We start from the raw sequence: 15,260 nt of genomic DNA on the forward strand, positions 1-15,260 counted from the left end.
CTCCTTTCTTGAATGGATGGAGTGGTTAGTTAGGTAATTTAGGCGGCCTTGGGCGTGAGCGCCGCGATTTCCGCGCGCATCAACTCGCCCAGCACGGCAATGCCTTGCTCGATACGCTCCGGTGCCACTGTCACGAACGCGAGGCGGAGTGTGTTGCGGCGCGGCGCATTGGCATAGAACGGCGCGCCCGGCACGAACGCCACGTTGCGCGCGACGGCCTTCTCCAGCAGCGCCATCGTGTCGATGCCTTCCGGCACTTCCACCCAGATGAACATGCCGCCTTCCGGACGGTTCCAGTGCACGCCGGCCGGCATATGGCGCGTGAGCGAGTCGAGCATCGCTTCGCATTGCTTGCCGTAGAGGTTTCGGATGCTCGGGATGTGCGTATCGAGCAGCCCGGTCTTCAGCACCTCGTACGCCACACGCTGCGTGAAGCTCGGCGTGTGCAGATCCGATGCCTGCTTGGCCTGCACGAGTTTGAAGTGGATGTGTTCGGGCGCGATGATGTAGCCCAGGCGCATGCCCGGTGCCAGGATCTTCGAGAACGAGCCCATGTAGACCACGCCGTCCGGATTGAGCGAGCGCAGCGAGGGCAGGGCGTCGCCGGTGTAGCTCAGTTCGCCGTACGGATCGTCTTCAACGAGCAGCACGCCGAGTTCCTTCGCGCGGGCCACCAGGGCCTGGCGGCGGTCCAGCGGCAGGCGGCGGCCGGTCGGGTTCTGGAAGTTCGGGATCGTGTAGAAGAAGCGCGCCCCGGCAGCCAGTTCCGGCGTGAGCGCGTCGGGCAGCAGGCCCTTGTCGTCGGTGGCGATGGACGTATAGGTCGGCTCGAACAGCGAGAACGCCTGCAGCGCGCCGAGGTATGTCGGGGTTTCGACCAGCACCTTGCTTTGCGGGTCGATGAAGATCTTGCCGAGCAGGTCCAGCCCCTGCTGCGAACCCGTGGTGATCAGCACGCGCGAGGCGGTGGTGCCATGACGCTGGGCAATCCACTCGCGCAGCACCGACAGGCCTTCGGTGGGGGTGTACTGCAGCGAAGCCTGCGGGTTGTCTGCAAACATGCGGGCGCACGCCGCCTGAATCGCTTCGACCGGGAAGGTGACCGGGGCGGGCAGGCCACCGGCAAACGAAATGACCTCAGGACGTTCGGTGATCTTGAGGATTTCCCGGATCGCCGAGCTGGTCAGTTTCTGAGCGCGGCTGGAGAAGGTACAGGCGGTGTGGTCCATGGTGTGGTCCTAGTGTTGCGGCGCCCACCTCGTGAGCAGGCGCCGTGGGTGGGCAAAACGATGAGAATAGCAGGCAAGCGGCCCGTCCAACATTGGGCCGCCACCTTAGAGACTGCGGGAAAAAGCGCCGCTCAGGCGACTTCCGCAATCAGCTCGATCTCGACGCACGCGCCGAACGGAATCTGTGCGACGCCGAAGGCGCTGCGGGCGTGCTTGCCGGCGTCGCCAAATACGTCGGCAAACAGTTCCGATGCGCCGTTGGTCACCAGGTGCTGCTCAGTGAACTCCTGCGTGGAGTTGACCAGGCTCATCACCTTGACGATGCGCTTGACGCGGCTGAGGTCACCGCCCAGGTGCGTGTTCAGCGTGGCGATCAGGTCGATGGCGATGGCCCGTGCCGCTGCCTTGCCTTGCTCGGTGGTCATGTCGGCGCCCAGCTTGCCAACCCACGGCTTGCCGTCTTTCTTGGCGATGTGGCCGGACAGGAAGACCTGATTGCCGGTTTGCGCGGCCATGACGTAGGCGGCAGCGGGGGCGCCAGCGGCAGGCAGTTCGATGCCGAGTTGCTTGAGCTTGGCCTGAGCGTCGTGCGAGGCGGTCATGAAGACTCCTTGGTAAGTGCGGTCAACAAAAGAGGGAAGACGTTGCTATCGGCGTACCGACGTTCGCCGGCCGATGCCGACCACGGCAATCACAGCCAGCGCAAACAACACGGTGGGCGCGTCAAGCGATTCACCCAGCAGCAGCCAGCCGCCGATCAACGTCATGAAAGGTTGCAGCAATTGTATCTGCCCGACCCGCGCAACACCGCCGGCGGCCAGGCCGGAGTACCAGAACAGGAAGCCGATGAACATGGAAAAGGCCGACACGTAAGCTAGCCCCATCCAGGCGCGGGACGACGCATGCGCCAGCGCCTCGGCCTGATGGGTCGACGGCAGCCACACCAGCGCGCTCACCAGGGGCAGAAGCACAGGCAGGGAGACGATCAGCGCCCAGGCAATCGTCTGCGTGCCGCCCAGTTCTCGCGCGAGCTTGCCGCCGGTTGCATAGCCGAGCGCGCCGGTCACCATGGCGGCGAAGAGGAGCCAATCGGCGCGATGCAGGCTCCCCGCGCCTTGCAGCAGCGCAAAGGAGACGACAAGCACACTGCCCGCCAGCGCACACAGCCAGAACCCGGCAGACGGCCGCTCGCGCCCGAACCAGGCGGCGAAGATGGCGGTCGCAAGCGGCAGCAGGCCGGTGATGATGGCGCCATGGGCGGCCGGTACGTCTCGCATCGCCAGCGAGGAGAACAGCGGAAAGCCGACCACCACGCCCATTGCCGTCACCGCCAGCTGCCACCATTGATGGCCGCGCGGGCGTTTGGCGGCGGAGAACGCGCCCGTGGCCGCCAGCATCGCCAGCGCCAGCACACTCGCCAGCACCGCGCGCGCCAGCGCCACGAAGGTCGCATCCAGCTCGGCCACGGCCATGCGCGTGAACGGCAGCGTCTGGCTAAAGATGGCCACGCCGATGAGGCCGAGCAGCAAGCCCCGGCGTTCGGCGTGGTCGGCGTGTTGCATGGGGAGGGCGGCGGACTTGTTCATGGTGGCCACTTAATCTGCAAACGCCACGGCCACGCGTCGGTTCTGGCGGCTCTTTTTTTCGATCTTGGTGACGATCACGCGGCCGATTTCGCCGGTGGCGCGCACGTGGGTGCCACCGCACGGCTGCCGGTCGATGCCGTCGATGTGGATGATGCGGATGGCCGATGCGCCCGCCGGCGGCGCCGCGCCGATGGTGCGCACGAGTTCGGGCTGGGCGGCCAGTTCTTCCGGGGTGATCAGGTCGATGCGCACCGGCGTGTTACGGCCGATGAGTTCGTTGAGCTGTGTGGTCAGCGTGTCGCGGTCGAGCGTTGATTCCGGCAGGTCGAAATCGATGCGGCCGGCGTCTGGCGAGATACCGCAGCCCGTGACGGGCACCGGAATCAGCGAGCCCAGCAGGTGCAGGCACGTATGCAGCCGCATCAGCCGGTGGCGGCGGTCCCAGTCGATGGTGGCCGTGACGGCCGTGCCGGGCGCGAGCAGCGTGAGGCCAGCATTGTCGGCGGGCACATGCAGGACGGTTTGGCGATCCGGGCTGTAGACGGTGTCGGCAATCCTGATGGTTGTTCCATCGGCCAGGACGAGTGTGCCGGTGTCGCCAGCCTGGCCGCCGCTGCGTGCGTAGAACACCGTGGCGTCCAGCTCAATGCCTTCCGAATGCACGGCGACGACGGTGGCGTCGCAGGTGGCGCGGTAGGCGTCTTCGTCAAAACGTTTCAACGTTGGCATGGGGGCGTCTCCGGGTTCGCTGGGGGCGGAATTCTGACCTTGATCCTACCGAACTGCGTCTGTACAGTACCTGTACACTTTGTCGTGGCGCTTTCTGTACAGTTTTCGGCGCGCTTGAAGCCTACCCCGTCATGAATCCCACCTCCCACATCATCAGCCTGGATGCCCGCCGCGCGGCCGCCCGCCCGGCGGCGGAGCAGTTGCCCGATCCGATTCCGTCGGCGCAGATGACGCTGGTGGATCAGCTCACCGAGTGGGCGCGCATGCGCATTGACGAGCGCGTGTTTCGCGCGGGCATGCGCATGCCGTCGATCCGGCAACTGGCGCAGGAGAAGAGCATTTCGCGCTTCACCGTGGTGGAGGCGTACGAGCGGCTGGTGGCGCAGGGATATCTGGAATCGCGGCGCGGTTCGGGTTTCTACGTCAAGGAGCGCCAGGCGCCGCTGCCCGAAGAGCCCGTCGCGCCGCTGCCAACCGCCGCGCGCAAGATCGACGTGACGTGGCTGCTGCGGAACATGTTCCATTCTGCCGAGCCGCGCAAGGCGCCGGGCATCGGCTTTCTGCCCAACGGCTGGCTCGACGGCGAGTTGATCGCCAACGCGCTGCGCACGCTCGGCCGGCAGAACGGCAACCAGTTTCTGGCGTGGGGATCGCCGCAGGGCTTTTTGCCGCTGCGCCAGCAGTTGCAGACGCGGTTGGCGGAGCTGGAGATCGGCGCCCGGCCGGACCAGATCGTGATGACCTCGGGCATCACCTCGTCGCTGGACCTGATCGCGCGCCAGTACGTGCAGCCCGGCGATACGGTGCTGGTGGGCGACCCGGCGTGGTTCCTGATGTTCGGCCGCTTTGCCGCGCAAGGGGCGCAGGTGATCGGCGTGCCCTACACCGCCGAGGGGCCCGACCTGGTGGCGCTGGAGGGGCTGGTGCAGGTGCGCCGGCCCAAGCTGCTGATCATCAACTCGATCCTGCATAACCCGACCGGCACGTCGCTGTCGGCGGCCAAGGCGTTTCAGTTGCTGCGGCTGGCCGAGCAGTACGGTTTCCTGATCGTCGAAGACGATATCTACGGCGATCTCGCCCCGCCCGGACACCCCGGCACGCGGTTGGCGAGCCTCGACCAACTGCGCCGCGTGATCTACCTGAGCAGCTTCTCCAAGACGCTCGCGGCCAACCTGCGTGTGGGGTTCATCGCCTGCCACCCCGAGCTGGCCAAGAACCTGGTCGACGGCAAACTGCTGACCGGCCTCGTCACGCCCGAGATCAACGAGCGCGTGCTCTACAAGATCCTCACTGAAGGCCACTACCGCAAGCATGTCGAACGCATACGCGCCCGACTGGACCGCGCCCGCGACGGCGTGCAGCGCAGCCTCGAGCGCATGGGCCTGAAGCTGTTTGCGCAGCAGGGTGCGGGCATGTTCCTCTGGGCCGATACCGGGCAGGACACCAACGCCATTGCCCGCGCCGGGCACGAACAGGGCTATGTGTTTGCGCCGGGGAGCCTGTTTTCGCCGTCGCAGATGCCGTCGACGTGGATGCGCTTCAACATCGCAACCAGCGCCGATCCGGAGTTGCTCCGGTTCCTGGCGGAGCAGCTCGATCGCGGGGCTTGAAAACCGGGCGCCACGCCCTATCTAGCTTCACAAATTCATGCGGGCGCGCGCAAGGTGTAGCCCGCTTCTCTTTCCACTTTCCAGATTTTCTATGCACACCATGAGCGCACCGCACGAGAAGATGGCTTTCCAGGCAGAAGTGAAGCAGCTTCTGCACCTGATGATCCACTCGCTATACAGCAACAAGGAAATCTTCCTGCGGGAACTGGTTTCCAATGCTTCAGATGCGGTGGACAAGCTGCGCTTTGAGGGTATCGCCAATCCGTCGCTGCTGGAAGGCGGCGGTGAGCTAGGCATCCGCATCGGCTTTGATGCCGCCGCGCGCACCATCACGATTGCCGACAACGGCATCGGCATGAGCCGCGACGAGGCCATCCGCAACCTCGGCACCATCGCCCGCTCGGGCACGCGCGAGTTCTTCAGCCAGCTTTCGGGCGACCAGCAGAAGGATGCTGCGCTGATCGGCCAGTTTGGCGTGGGCTTCTACTCGGCATTCATCGTGGCCGACCGCGTGACGGTGGAATCGCGCCGCGCCGGTGTGGCCGCCAATGAAGCCGTGCGCTGGGAAAGCACCGGCGACGGCGAATTCACTGTCGACACCATCGAACGTGCCGAGCGAGGCACCACCATCACGCTGCACCTGCGCGAGGGTGAGGACGATTTCCTCTCCGCTTGGCGCATCAAGTCGGTCGTGCAAAAGTATTCGGACCACATCTCCCTGCCGATCCAGATGCGCAAGGAAGCGTGGGACGAAGAGAAGAAGGCGATGGTGGCCCAGGACGAATGGGAAACCATCAACCAGGGCAGCGCCCTGTGGGCACGCCCGCGCGCTGACGTGACCGATGATCAGTACATCGCGTTCTACCAGCACATCGCCCACGAAAACGGCAAGCCGCTCGCCTGGACGCACAACCGTGTGGAAGGCCGCAGCGAATACACGCAACTGCTGTACATCCCGACCAACGCGCCGTTCGACCTGTGGGACCGCGAGCGCCGCAGCGGCCTGAAGCTGTACGTCAAGCGCGTCTTCATCATGGACGACGCCGAGCAACTGCTGCCGGCCTACCAGCGCTTCGTGAAGGGCGTGATCGATTCGGCCGATTTGCCGCTGAATGTCTCGCGCGAAATCCTGCAGGAAAGCCGCGACGTGAAAGCCATCCGCGAGGGTTCGACCAAGCGCGTGCTCGGCATGCTCGAATCGATGGCCGAGTCGGATGACGCAGCCGAGAAGGAGAAGTACGCCACGTTCTGGCAGAACTTCGGTCAGGTGCTCAAGGAGGGCATCGGCGAGGACCACGCCAACAAGGACCGCATTGCCAAGCTGCTCCGCTTTGCTTCCACGCACAACGAAGACAGCGCCCAGACCGTCTCGCTGGCCGATTACGTCGGCCGCATGAAGGAAGGTCAGGACAAGATCTACTACGTGACCGCCGAAAACTGGACGGCGGCCAAGTCGAGCCCGCATCTGGAAATCTTCCGCAAGAAGGGTGTGGAAGTGCTGCTGCTGACCGACCGCGTGGACGAGTGGATGCTCTCGTTCCTGCACGATTTCGAAGAGAAGGAACTGGTGTCGGTTGCGCGTGGCGATCTCGACCTGGGCGCCTTGGAAGGCGAAGCCGAGAAGGCCGAGCACGCCAAGGTGGAAGGCGAGTTCAAGCCGCTGGTCGAGCGCGCCAAGGCGGTGCTCAGCGACAAGGCCAAGGACGTGCGCATCACGCATCGCCTGACCGATTCGCCGTCGTGCCTGGTGGCCGATGAAGGCGACATCAGCGGCACGCTGGCCCGTCTGCTCAAGCAGGCCGGCCAACAGGCGCCTGACAGCAAACCCGTGCTGGAACTGAACCCGACGCACCCGCTTGTGCGCAAGCTCGCGCTGCTGGAAACCGTGACCGGCAACGAAGCCGACCGCGCCGCGTTTGAAGATCGCCTGCATGTGCTGTTCGATCAGGCACTGTTGGCAGAGGGTGGCGCATTGGCCGACCCGGCAGCCTACGTGCAACGTGTGAACCGCCTGCTGGCCTGACGACAAGCGTGACGCTCAAGCGATGCTTTCCGCCCGTGGTCGACGCGCACACGCGCGTGCTGATCCTGGGCAGCCTGCCCGGTGAAGCATCGCTTGCGCAATCGCAGTACTACGCACACAAGCAGAACCAGTTCTGGCGCCTGGTTGGTGAGGTCATCGGCCAGGACCTTGCCGGCATGGAGTACGGCGCGCGCCTGCAAGCATTGCTCGCCCATCGCCTCGGCTTATGGGATGTGGTGGCCGAGGCCAGGCGCGAAGGCAGTCTCGACAGCAAGATCCGGGACCACGCTGGCAACGACCTCTCCAGCTTGATTGCCTCGTTGCCAAACCTGGCGGTGATTGCCTTTAATGGCGGCACGGCCGAGCGCATCGGCTTGAAAGCGCTCGGCTCGCATGGCGGCAGTTATCGGATTGTCCGGCTCCCCTCCAGCAGTCCGGCGCATACGATGCCGTACGCGGAAAAACTGCATGCTTGGCGCGAGTTGGAGTCATGGCTCGGTAAAGCTGACTGATGTTGGGGGTGCCAACAAATCGCGATTGTTGTTCAGTGCGATACGTCTTGACTTGGCATCGCCCGATGCTGGGTGTCCATCCCCGGGACTGACTGTCAACGATCTACGGCGTTGAGCAAGGGAGGGCTGGAGGTTTGGTCTACTCTTTTTGAAAGGTGCGGACCGCCATGCTTCCGTCATCCATGCGAACCATATGTCCTGTCTTGCCGCCTCGGGCGACATACAGATCCCAATGAATTTGGCTGCCAGGTTTTGCTACCGAGCCAAAAGTTGCCGTTCCGGAGCAATTGGCATCAAGTGCATAGGTACCCTGCAGCCTGTCTCGGCTGATGTTCCCGCCGCGACTTGATGATTGCTTACCTGCAACATTGCCAGCGCCGTCGAAGATCAGCACACCGCTGCGCACTCGCTGCACCCCAGGTTCGCCCGGCTCGATAAACCCGCGACCGGCGAAGATGTATTCGCCGTTGAGCGTCTGTGCTGAGCAGTTGTACTCCTGCGCCAGTGCAACGACAGGAGCGACGCAGACGAAGCTGAGTGTCAATACAACGATCTTTCTCATCATGTTTTCCATAGGCGCGCCAACGCAAGGGCTTGTTCTCCGGACATTAAGAGCGCTTCCTAGGTGTGGTCACAGATCGAGTCCCCACCTGAAATAAATCGCCTTAACCGTGCCATTGGCTTGCAGCTTCTTCAGTGATGTATTGAGCTTTGCGAGCAGGTCTGCATCGCCTTTCCTCACAGCAAATGCCAGCTTGCCTTCCTGGATCGGTTGATACGAATCCACAATCTTGAGCGCGGGGTGCGCGTTGTTCTGCATGCGATACGCGATCTGCAGTCCGTTGTCGACAACGCCGGCAACGCGGCCTGCTTCCAGTTCACCGATCGCTTCTGGAGGTGTGCTGACAAATGTCAGGATGGCACCGGCGTCTTTCAGGCCATCTATGTATGTACTTCCTTTTGGAATTGCGATCGCCATCCCCTTGAAATCGGCCGCTGATCGGTACGTCTTTGTGTCGTTGATGGAGACCAGCAGCTTGTCTCGATATGACCCATAGACGTCAGTAAACTCGACGATTTTTTGTCGCGTAGGGGTGATCCCAAAGGAGGCGGCGATGATATCGATCTTCCCTTCCAGCAAGGCTGGCTGCAGTTCCGCGAAAGTCATCGGCTTGAATTCAATCTGCAGTCCAGTATCTTTCGCAATCGCCTGAAGAACCTCCACCGATATACCTTCGAGCTGCTTCGTTTGCGGATTCAGGCCCGACGTTGGTTGGCCTGCTGTGGTGCTGCCCGCTTTCAGCACCGGTTGCGCAGAGGATGCGCCAGGATCAGCAAGCAGCAGGAGCGCGAATGCAGCCGTTGTTGCAGCCAAGAACGGTTTCATGAATATCTCCGTAACGGATGAGGCAATCCCTGCCACGCACCTTGCGCGATCTGCGGAGGTCGGCAAGATTCGTACCGGTGCTCGTACGACCGGGGTTTCGGGGCCGCGGAGGCTGCGGCGGGACTGATTCCAGGCCAAAGTCGTTCAAGCATGAAGCAACCTGCGAATTGCATCGACTGAATTGCGTCGACTGATGTGCCTTGCCGCGCCGGATGCTTGATGCTCAGTCATCGCCGTATACGTTTACATAAGCCGGTTCTCGATCAGTGCGCCCACTCGATACCGTCGGCATTGTTTCAGTTCTGAAACGGCTTGGGCTCCGAATCGGCTCTCCGTGGCGATCAGGAACCCGAAAACCTTGTCCTGCCGATGTCAGCATGAATGTTGCTCCACATTGCCTCTGCGCACTCCCCAGCGACCGCGCTCCGACATACGTGTCGACTGGCAATGGCGACTTCAGCTCTGGCTTTCGTCGTGGCGTCGCCTGGAACGCATGCTCAGGAAAGCCTTGCCCCGCGATGGACGGAATGGATTTCTATGTGCCTTTGCCAAGGTGTCGGCAACCATTTTGATAATGGATGGTGACGGGTTGTCGTGTCGTTCAATCAGGTGTTTTTGATTTTGGTCAGCATCGTTCGAGTGATGGAGATGGAGATGAAAATCGGCCGGTTGTTGCTTGCGAGCATCGTTGTCTTGAGCCTCCTCCCTCTGAGGCGGGCGAGCGGCGAAGCAACGGAGACCCGAACCGGCACGCACCTCATCACGCTCGGTACGCGCGGCGGGCCGATTCCGGCCAAGGATCGGGCGCAGTCGTCGAATCTGTTGATCGTCAACGGGACGTACTACCTTGTAGACGCCGGTGATGGCGTGCTGCGCCGAGTGACGCAGGCGGGGGCTAATTTCCGGCAGATCGGGAAAGTGTTCATCACGCACGGCCACGACGATCACACTGCAGGTCTGGGTGCACTCATGTCAGTGGCATGGGATTTTCAGCGCCATGATCCCATCGACGTCTACGGCCCGCCCGGGACCGCCGCGCTCGTGAAAGGCGCGATTCAATATTTCACGGTGAATGCGGAAATCCGCTGGGCCGAAGGCAGGCGCACACCGCTTGGCGATGTCTTCGTTGGCCATGACGTTGCGCCGGGGCTGATCTACCAGGACCAGAACATCAAGGTCACTGCTGTGGAGAACACGCACTTCCATATTCCTGAAGGCAGCCCGTACCACGGCAAGTACAAATCCTATGCCTACCGTTTCCAGACCCCCGACCGTGTCATTGTCTTTACCGGTGACACTGGCCCCAGCGACGCAGTGACTGAGCTGGCAAGGGACGCCGATACCCTCGTGTCGGAGGTGGGCTCAAGCGAAGACGTTAAGCAGGTGTTCATCAAGAACGGGACTTGGCAAGGCATGACACCGGAGCAACAGGCGGCGCTCATGCGGCATGAAGTCGAGGAGCATCTAACGCCGGATGCTGTCGGAAAAATGGCGGCACGCGCTCATGTCAAAACGGTGGTGCTAACGCACCTGTTGCCGACGGTCAACGAGCATGACGATTATCAGCGCTACGTGCCTGAGGTGAAGAAATTCTTCTCCGGACAAGTGGTCGTTGCCAAGGACCTGATGGAGTTTTGACCCTACGTCCACTCAATTCAATCCATCTTCGCAACACAGTGGTCCCGGCCCGGGTCGTTCGCAATCATTCTGTGCGAGAAGCTTGCTGCCCAGGTGTCAAATTAACCAAAATATCAACCAGTTCTGGCGCCTGGCCGGCGAGGTGATCGGCCAGGATTTACCGGGCATGGAATACGCCGCGCGTTTGCAGGTGCTGCTTGCGCATCGCATCGGCCTGTGGGATGTGGTGGCCGAAGCCAAGCGCGAAGGCAGTCTCGACAGCAAGATCCGGGACCATGCCGGTAATGACCTTGCCGGCTTGATCGCCTCTTTGCCGGAACTGGCGCTCATTGCCTTTAACGGCGGCACCGCGTCGCGCATTGGCGTAAAGGCGCTGGGCGACATCGGCGACCGCCACACCATCCTCAAACTCCCTTCCAGCAGTCCGGCCTATGCAGCCGTGCCGTATGCCCAGAAGTTGGCGGCGTGGCAAGCGCTGCGTGAGTGGCTGTCGTAGCTTCCCGCTACCTGGTCTGCCCTTCGTACAAGCCGGTCACGTCATCCATCATCTGAAGAATGCGCTCGCTGGTTGCGATCAGCGCAGCGACATGTGCCCGAAGGTTTGCGATGCCGGCGTCGATGGCCGGCGCGTGCCGGCGCCGGACTGGCCGGCGTCGTTCGTGCCGACGACATTGCGGATCAGTTGGTCCATCTCCTGGATGATGTCTGCGAGCACCGTCGTGATGACCGAGAACTCGCGCCCGTAAGGACCCGCCCGCGCCGCGGAGACGCGCGCGTTCATGGCGACGATGTTGGCCTGCATCGAGATGCGGCCAAGGTGCGTGGCGATGTCCGCCTGACGCTTGCGCAGTGCGACTTCGCATACGTGCATTTCCTCCTGGTACGCCTGCGTGATGGTCTGTAGCAATTCCAGCATGGGCGTGGCCTGCGCGACGAGCGCATCGAGCGACGGGTTGCGGTGGGTCGTGCCGGTCGACAGGGTATCGATGGCGCTTTTGGCCAGCGCGATGAACTCGCGGACGCGAGCATCGCCGCGCAGCTTGCCCGAGTACAACTGACGCAATGCCTCCGAGAACGCGCCGGGCAACCGCGCATTGCCGTCCACAAGTTCGGTGTGTGCCGACGCGAATGTCGCCAGGCACGATCGTGCGATGTCGAGCGCGGCGGTATGACCCTGAGCCGCCAATACCATTTGCAGCACGATCCGCTGTGACAGCATGCGCTGCCGTCCGGACAGGTTGATCAGCTCACCAATGGTCTCGACGGACACATCGGCCGCGGAAGCCGGGAAGGAGGGAGCGTTCATGTCATGCCTTGCAGGTGGTGTCGGCGCTGATGGAATCGCGCCGGCCAGAAAAAAAACGCCCCGAAGCGAGACGGCGACGCACCGGTTGCCGGGGACGTGCCGTGTCGCCTCGGAGCGCCGTTGCCCCGGACGCTCCTGTGCGGAGCGCGTTATCGCGAAGTGCCAAGGTAGATCAAGGCCGCCGTTGGCCTTGTCCTTGCCGATGCAATAGCCATGCCACGCAAGAGAGGCCGGCGGGCCCGTCGATCCGCACACGCCAAGAGGTTCTGCCGCACTAATCTCGTGCCAGATGCCTCATGACGAGGCATGCGCGTGCGCCATGCACCGGCCGAATCGCTGGCCTACACTGTGCCCTGCGCAAGAGCGCGCTGCCGCAGGGTCGCGCAGAAGATCGTCGGCGGCCACAACGATGGATACCAAGGAAAGCACTCCCATGACCACACCTTCGATGTACGAGTTTCTCGTACCGACTGCCAACCGCATGCTCGGCAACCTGTCGGCGCTGCTCGACAAGGCGGCTGCCCACGCAGAAGCGAAGAAGTTCGACCCGGCCAATCTGATGACCGCGCGTCTGGCGCCAGACATGCATCCGTTCACGCGGCAGGTGCAGATTGCCTGTGATCAGGCCAAGGGCGGCGCGGCGCGTTTGTCGGGCAACGAGGTGCCGTCGTACCCGGATGTGGAGACGACCATTCCAGAGCTGAAGGCGCGCATTGCCAAGACACTGGAGTTCGTCAACAGCATCGACCCCGCGGCATTTGCCGGCAGCGAAGATCGCCAGATCACGCTCAAGAGCCCGACCCGCGAACTGCAGTTCACGGGCATCGATTACCTGCGCGGTTTCGTGCTGCCGAACCTGTATTTCCATGTCACCACAGCTTATGCGCTGCTGCGCCACAACGGCGTGGAAATCGGCAAGCTGGACTTCCTGGGCCATCCCTGAGGTTCGCTTCGCTCAGGCCATTGCCCCATCGACCCTGAAGACCGGCTCTATGCGGCTTCCGGGCGAGCAGGGCGCAGACGTCAAGGGCGCGGCATCCCCCGCTGCAGCGCATCTGTCACAATCGCGCCCGAGGCCGACGCGGGGGGCGTCGGTGCATTTCTCTATCGGGCCTTCACATGCCGTTTCTTGGAATCGGGTTTCACGTCATCGTCGCGCTGTTCTTTGCGGTGCACGTCGTGCGCAACAACCAGAACATGTACTGGTTGTTCATCCTGTTTGCGTTCCCGCTGCTGGGCAGCGTGGTGTATTTCTTCGCGATCTATCTTCCGGAGATGCGCCACTCGCGCGGCGCCCGCGTTGCCAGCCGCGCTGTGACGCAACTGATCGATCCGAACCGCGCCGTGCGCGAAGCCCGCAACGATTTCGACCGCGCGCCGACCGTGCAGCACCGCCTGCGTCTGGGCGAAGCACTGCTGGAAGCCGGCGACGCGAAGGAAGCACGCCAGCACTTCGAGCAGGCGGCCACCGGCCCATTTGCTGGCGACCCGGCCGTGCTGCTCGGCCTGGCTCGCGCGCAGTTTGCCACCGGCGACGCGGCACTCGCCAGGGACACGCTCGACAAACTGTTCGAAGCGCATCGGGTGACGCGCCAGCAGCCCGAGCCGACATTGCTGTACGCACGCGCATTGGCCGCAACCAACGCGCCGAATACGCGTGAAGCCTTCGAGCAAGCGCTGACCTGCGCGAACGATGCCGCTGCCCGTTGCCTCTTCGGCGAATGGCTGCTCGCCCAGAACAGCGATGCCGACAAGCAGCGCGCGCAGGCCCTGTTTGAAGAAATCCTGCGCGATGCCAAGCACTGGACGCGCTATGCCAAAGACCACAATCGCGAATGGCTGCAGCGTGCCGCGGCCGCTCAGTCTTCTTCCCGTTGACCCGCTTTATGACGCTGTTGAAACGTAAATCCATCGAGGCCGTCGCCTCGCGCCGTCCGGCCCGCGCCAAGCGCGAAGACCGCCAGACCCACGATGACGAACCGAAGCGCATGGCCCCGCGCTTTGCTCCTGTCACGTTCTCTGAACTGACGGGTGTGCGCTACCTCCACTTCGGTACCGAATGGGTGCAGGGCGCCATGCGGCTGTCCAAGCCCGATGCCATCGAACTGGAATATGCGCAGCAGATGATGGCGTGGCTGCTGTTTCTCGACCCGGCTGCGCGAGCGGACTTCCACGTCGTGCAACTCGGTCTGGGGGCTGCCGCGCTCACCAAGTTCTGCCATCGTCATCTCGCGCCGGCGCAGGTGACGGCAGTGGAGCTGAACCCGTCCGTGATCGTCGCGGCGCGCAGCATGTTCGGCCTGCCGTTTGACGACGCGCGGTTGAGCGTGCTCGAACAGGACGCCTACGACTGGGTGATGGACGCCAGCCACCATGGCACAGTCGATGCGCTGCAGATCGACCTGTACGACGCCACCGCGCGCGGCCCTGTGCTCGATACGCCCGCGTTCTACAAGGCTTGCCGCCAGGTGTTGCGCTCGCCGGGTGTGATGACGATCAACCTGTTTGGCGATCACACCAGCTTTCCGCGCAATATCGAGCGCATTTGTGACGCGTTCGACAATCGCGTGCTTGTCTTCCCTGAAGTGCACGATGGCAATGTGATCGCGCTGGCGTTCAATGGGCCGCCGCTGCACGTCAGTTGGGAAGATGTGCAGACGCGGGCTGCCGCGCTGCAGGCCTCGCTCAAGCTGCCGACCAAGGGCTGGGCCGACGGTTTGCGCAGTGCCAACGCCGGCCAGGAAGACGCGCTGTCGATCTGATCGGAGCTGCGCGCCGTCCCATGCAAAACGCCCCGATTTGCGGGGCGTTTGCTTTTGTTTGGAGGCGCACTCAGGCGGCGTCGCCCATGCCTGGCATTTGATCGATGAAGCCGGTCACCGCCTGCATGCGGCCACCTTCAAGGCGCACGAAGTCGGTGCCCTTGACCAGCGCCTGTCCATCGGGGCCGAGCGTCCATCGGAAGCGGATCGTGTCCTGCACCACATCCGCGCCGCCGTCGCGCGCAAAGCGGAAACCCGGGAACTTGGCCTGCACGCCCGCAATGAGCGCCTCGATGCCGTCATGGCCGGCGCCCTGCATCAGCGGATCGACATACGTGGCGTTTTCAGTCCAGGTTTGCGCGACGAGGGTGCGGCGTTGCGCAGCGTCTGTTGCGTTCCATGCGGCGATGTAACGGTCGACCAGCGTATCGGCGAGCGTGTCGTTGGCGGCGAGTTGGGTGGATGTCATGACGTTTCT

The 15,260-nt window shown here is 63.1% G+C and carries 15 protein-coding genes and 1 pseudogene; 8 read left to right on the forward strand and 8 right to left on the reverse strand.

What is annotated here, in order from left to right; all coding sequences use genetic code 11:
- Positions 1-38: 38 nt before the first annotated feature.
- From BEK68_RS03720 to BEK68_RS03735, 4 genes are all read right to left on the reverse strand, one after another.
- Positions 39-1,229 carry a PLP-dependent aminotransferase family protein gene (locus tag BEK68_RS03720; protein ID WP_004629058.1) on the reverse strand — a complete coding sequence of 397 codons (1,191 nt, stop codon included), beginning with the start codon at positions 1,227-1,229 and terminating at the stop codon, positions 39-41.
- A 131-nt stretch (positions 1,230-1,360) separates the two neighbouring features.
- On the reverse strand, positions 1,361-1,831 hold the full coding sequence (locus tag BEK68_RS03725; RefSeq protein ID WP_004629056.1) for a RidA family protein: 471 nt from the start codon (positions 1,829-1,831) through the stop codon (positions 1,361-1,363).
- 45 nt (positions 1,832-1,876) lie between these two features.
- Entirely contained in the window at positions 1,877-2,815 is a 939-nt protein-coding gene (locus tag BEK68_RS03730) for a DMT family transporter (RefSeq protein ID WP_012435181.1), read from the reverse strand.
- A 9-nt stretch (positions 2,816-2,824) separates the two neighbouring features.
- Complete coding sequence (locus BEK68_RS03735; protein ID WP_012435182.1) at positions 2,825-3,544, reverse strand: alanyl-tRNA editing protein; 720 nt, start codon at positions 3,542-3,544, stop codon at positions 2,825-2,827.
- Between the two features lie 131 nt (positions 3,545-3,675).
- On the opposite strand from BEK68_RS03735, the gene BEK68_RS03740 reads away from it, so the two are divergent.
- The 3 genes from BEK68_RS03740 to BEK68_RS03750 all read left to right on the forward strand — a co-directional run bounded on the left by BEK68_RS03740 (position 3,676) and on the right by BEK68_RS03750 (position 7,689).
- Positions 3,676-5,154, forward strand: coding sequence for a PLP-dependent aminotransferase family protein (locus tag BEK68_RS03740; RefSeq protein ID WP_012435183.1), 1,479 nt, complete (start codon positions 3,676-3,678; stop codon positions 5,152-5,154).
- A gap of 100 nt (positions 5,155-5,254) precedes the next feature.
- The gene (gene htpG, locus BEK68_RS03745; protein ID WP_024542240.1) at positions 5,255-7,177 is read left to right on the forward strand and encodes a molecular chaperone HtpG; all 1,923 of its coding nucleotides are present in this window, start codon (positions 5,255-5,257) and stop codon (positions 7,175-7,177) included.
- 8 nt (positions 7,178-7,185) lie between these two features.
- On the forward strand, positions 7,186-7,689 hold the full coding sequence (locus tag BEK68_RS03750) for a DNA-deoxyinosine glycosylase (protein ID WP_012435185.1): 504 nt from the start codon (positions 7,186-7,188) through the stop codon (positions 7,687-7,689).
- A 139-nt stretch (positions 7,690-7,828) separates the two neighbouring features.
- On the opposite strand, the gene BEK68_RS03755 is transcribed toward BEK68_RS03750, so the two are convergent.
- Entirely contained in the window at positions 7,829-8,263 is a 435-nt protein-coding gene (locus BEK68_RS03755; protein WP_024542239.1) for a hypothetical protein, read from the reverse strand.
- Between the two features lie 57 nt (positions 8,264-8,320).
- Entirely contained in the window at positions 8,321-9,076 is a 756-nt protein-coding gene (locus BEK68_RS03760) for a substrate-binding periplasmic protein (RefSeq protein ID WP_012435187.1), read from the reverse strand.
- A gap of 594 nt (positions 9,077-9,670) precedes the next feature.
- Here BEK68_RS03760 and BEK68_RS03765 point away from each other — a divergent pair.
- Both BEK68_RS03765 and BEK68_RS03770 read left to right on the forward strand, forming a co-directional pair.
- On the forward strand, positions 9,671-10,714 hold the full coding sequence (locus BEK68_RS03765; protein ID WP_249262894.1) for an MBL fold metallo-hydrolase: 1,044 nt from the start codon (positions 9,671-9,673) through the stop codon (positions 10,712-10,714).
- Between the two features lie 115 nt (positions 10,715-10,829).
- Positions 10,830-11,210, forward strand: a pseudogene (locus BEK68_RS03770) (DNA-deoxyinosine glycosylase); the annotation flags it as partial.
- A 78-nt stretch (positions 11,211-11,288) separates the two neighbouring features.
- Here the strand turns inward: BEK68_RS03770 and BEK68_RS03775 are convergent.
- Complete coding sequence (locus BEK68_RS03775) at positions 11,289-12,020, reverse strand: type IV pili methyl-accepting chemotaxis transducer N-terminal domain-containing protein (RefSeq protein ID WP_012435190.1); 732 nt, start codon at positions 12,018-12,020, stop codon at positions 11,289-11,291.
- Positions 12,021-12,453: 433 nt separating this feature from the next.
- On the opposite strand from BEK68_RS03775, the gene BEK68_RS03780 reads away from it, so the two are divergent.
- The 3 genes from BEK68_RS03780 (at position 12,454) to BEK68_RS03790 (ending at position 14,782) form a co-directional block, all read left to right on the forward strand.
- Positions 12,454-12,963, forward strand: coding sequence for a DUF1993 domain-containing protein (locus BEK68_RS03780; protein WP_004629041.1), 510 nt, complete (start codon positions 12,454-12,456; stop codon positions 12,961-12,963).
- Positions 12,964-13,139: 176 nt separating this feature from the next.
- Positions 13,140-13,898: a tetratricopeptide repeat protein gene (locus BEK68_RS03785; protein ID WP_004629040.1), complete on the forward strand. Its 759-nt coding sequence runs from the start codon at positions 13,140-13,142 to the stop codon at positions 13,896-13,898.
- Positions 13,899-13,906: 8 nt separating this feature from the next.
- A complete protein-coding gene (locus BEK68_RS03790; RefSeq protein WP_012435191.1) occupies positions 13,907-14,782 on the forward strand; it encodes a spermidine synthase in 876 nt (291 codons plus the stop codon).
- Between the two features lie 70 nt (positions 14,783-14,852).
- Here the strand turns inward: BEK68_RS03790 and BEK68_RS03795 are convergent, their stop codons facing one another.
- Positions 14,853-15,251 (reverse strand): nuclear transport factor 2 family protein, encoded by a 399-nt coding sequence (locus BEK68_RS03795; RefSeq protein ID WP_012435192.1) that lies wholly within the window; start codon positions 15,249-15,251, stop codon positions 14,853-14,855.
- Positions 15,252-15,260: the final 9 nt, after the last annotated feature.

This window comes from Ralstonia pickettii, assembly GCF_001699815.1.
Lineage (GTDB): Bacteria > Pseudomonadota > Gammaproteobacteria > Burkholderiales > Burkholderiaceae > Ralstonia > Ralstonia thomasii.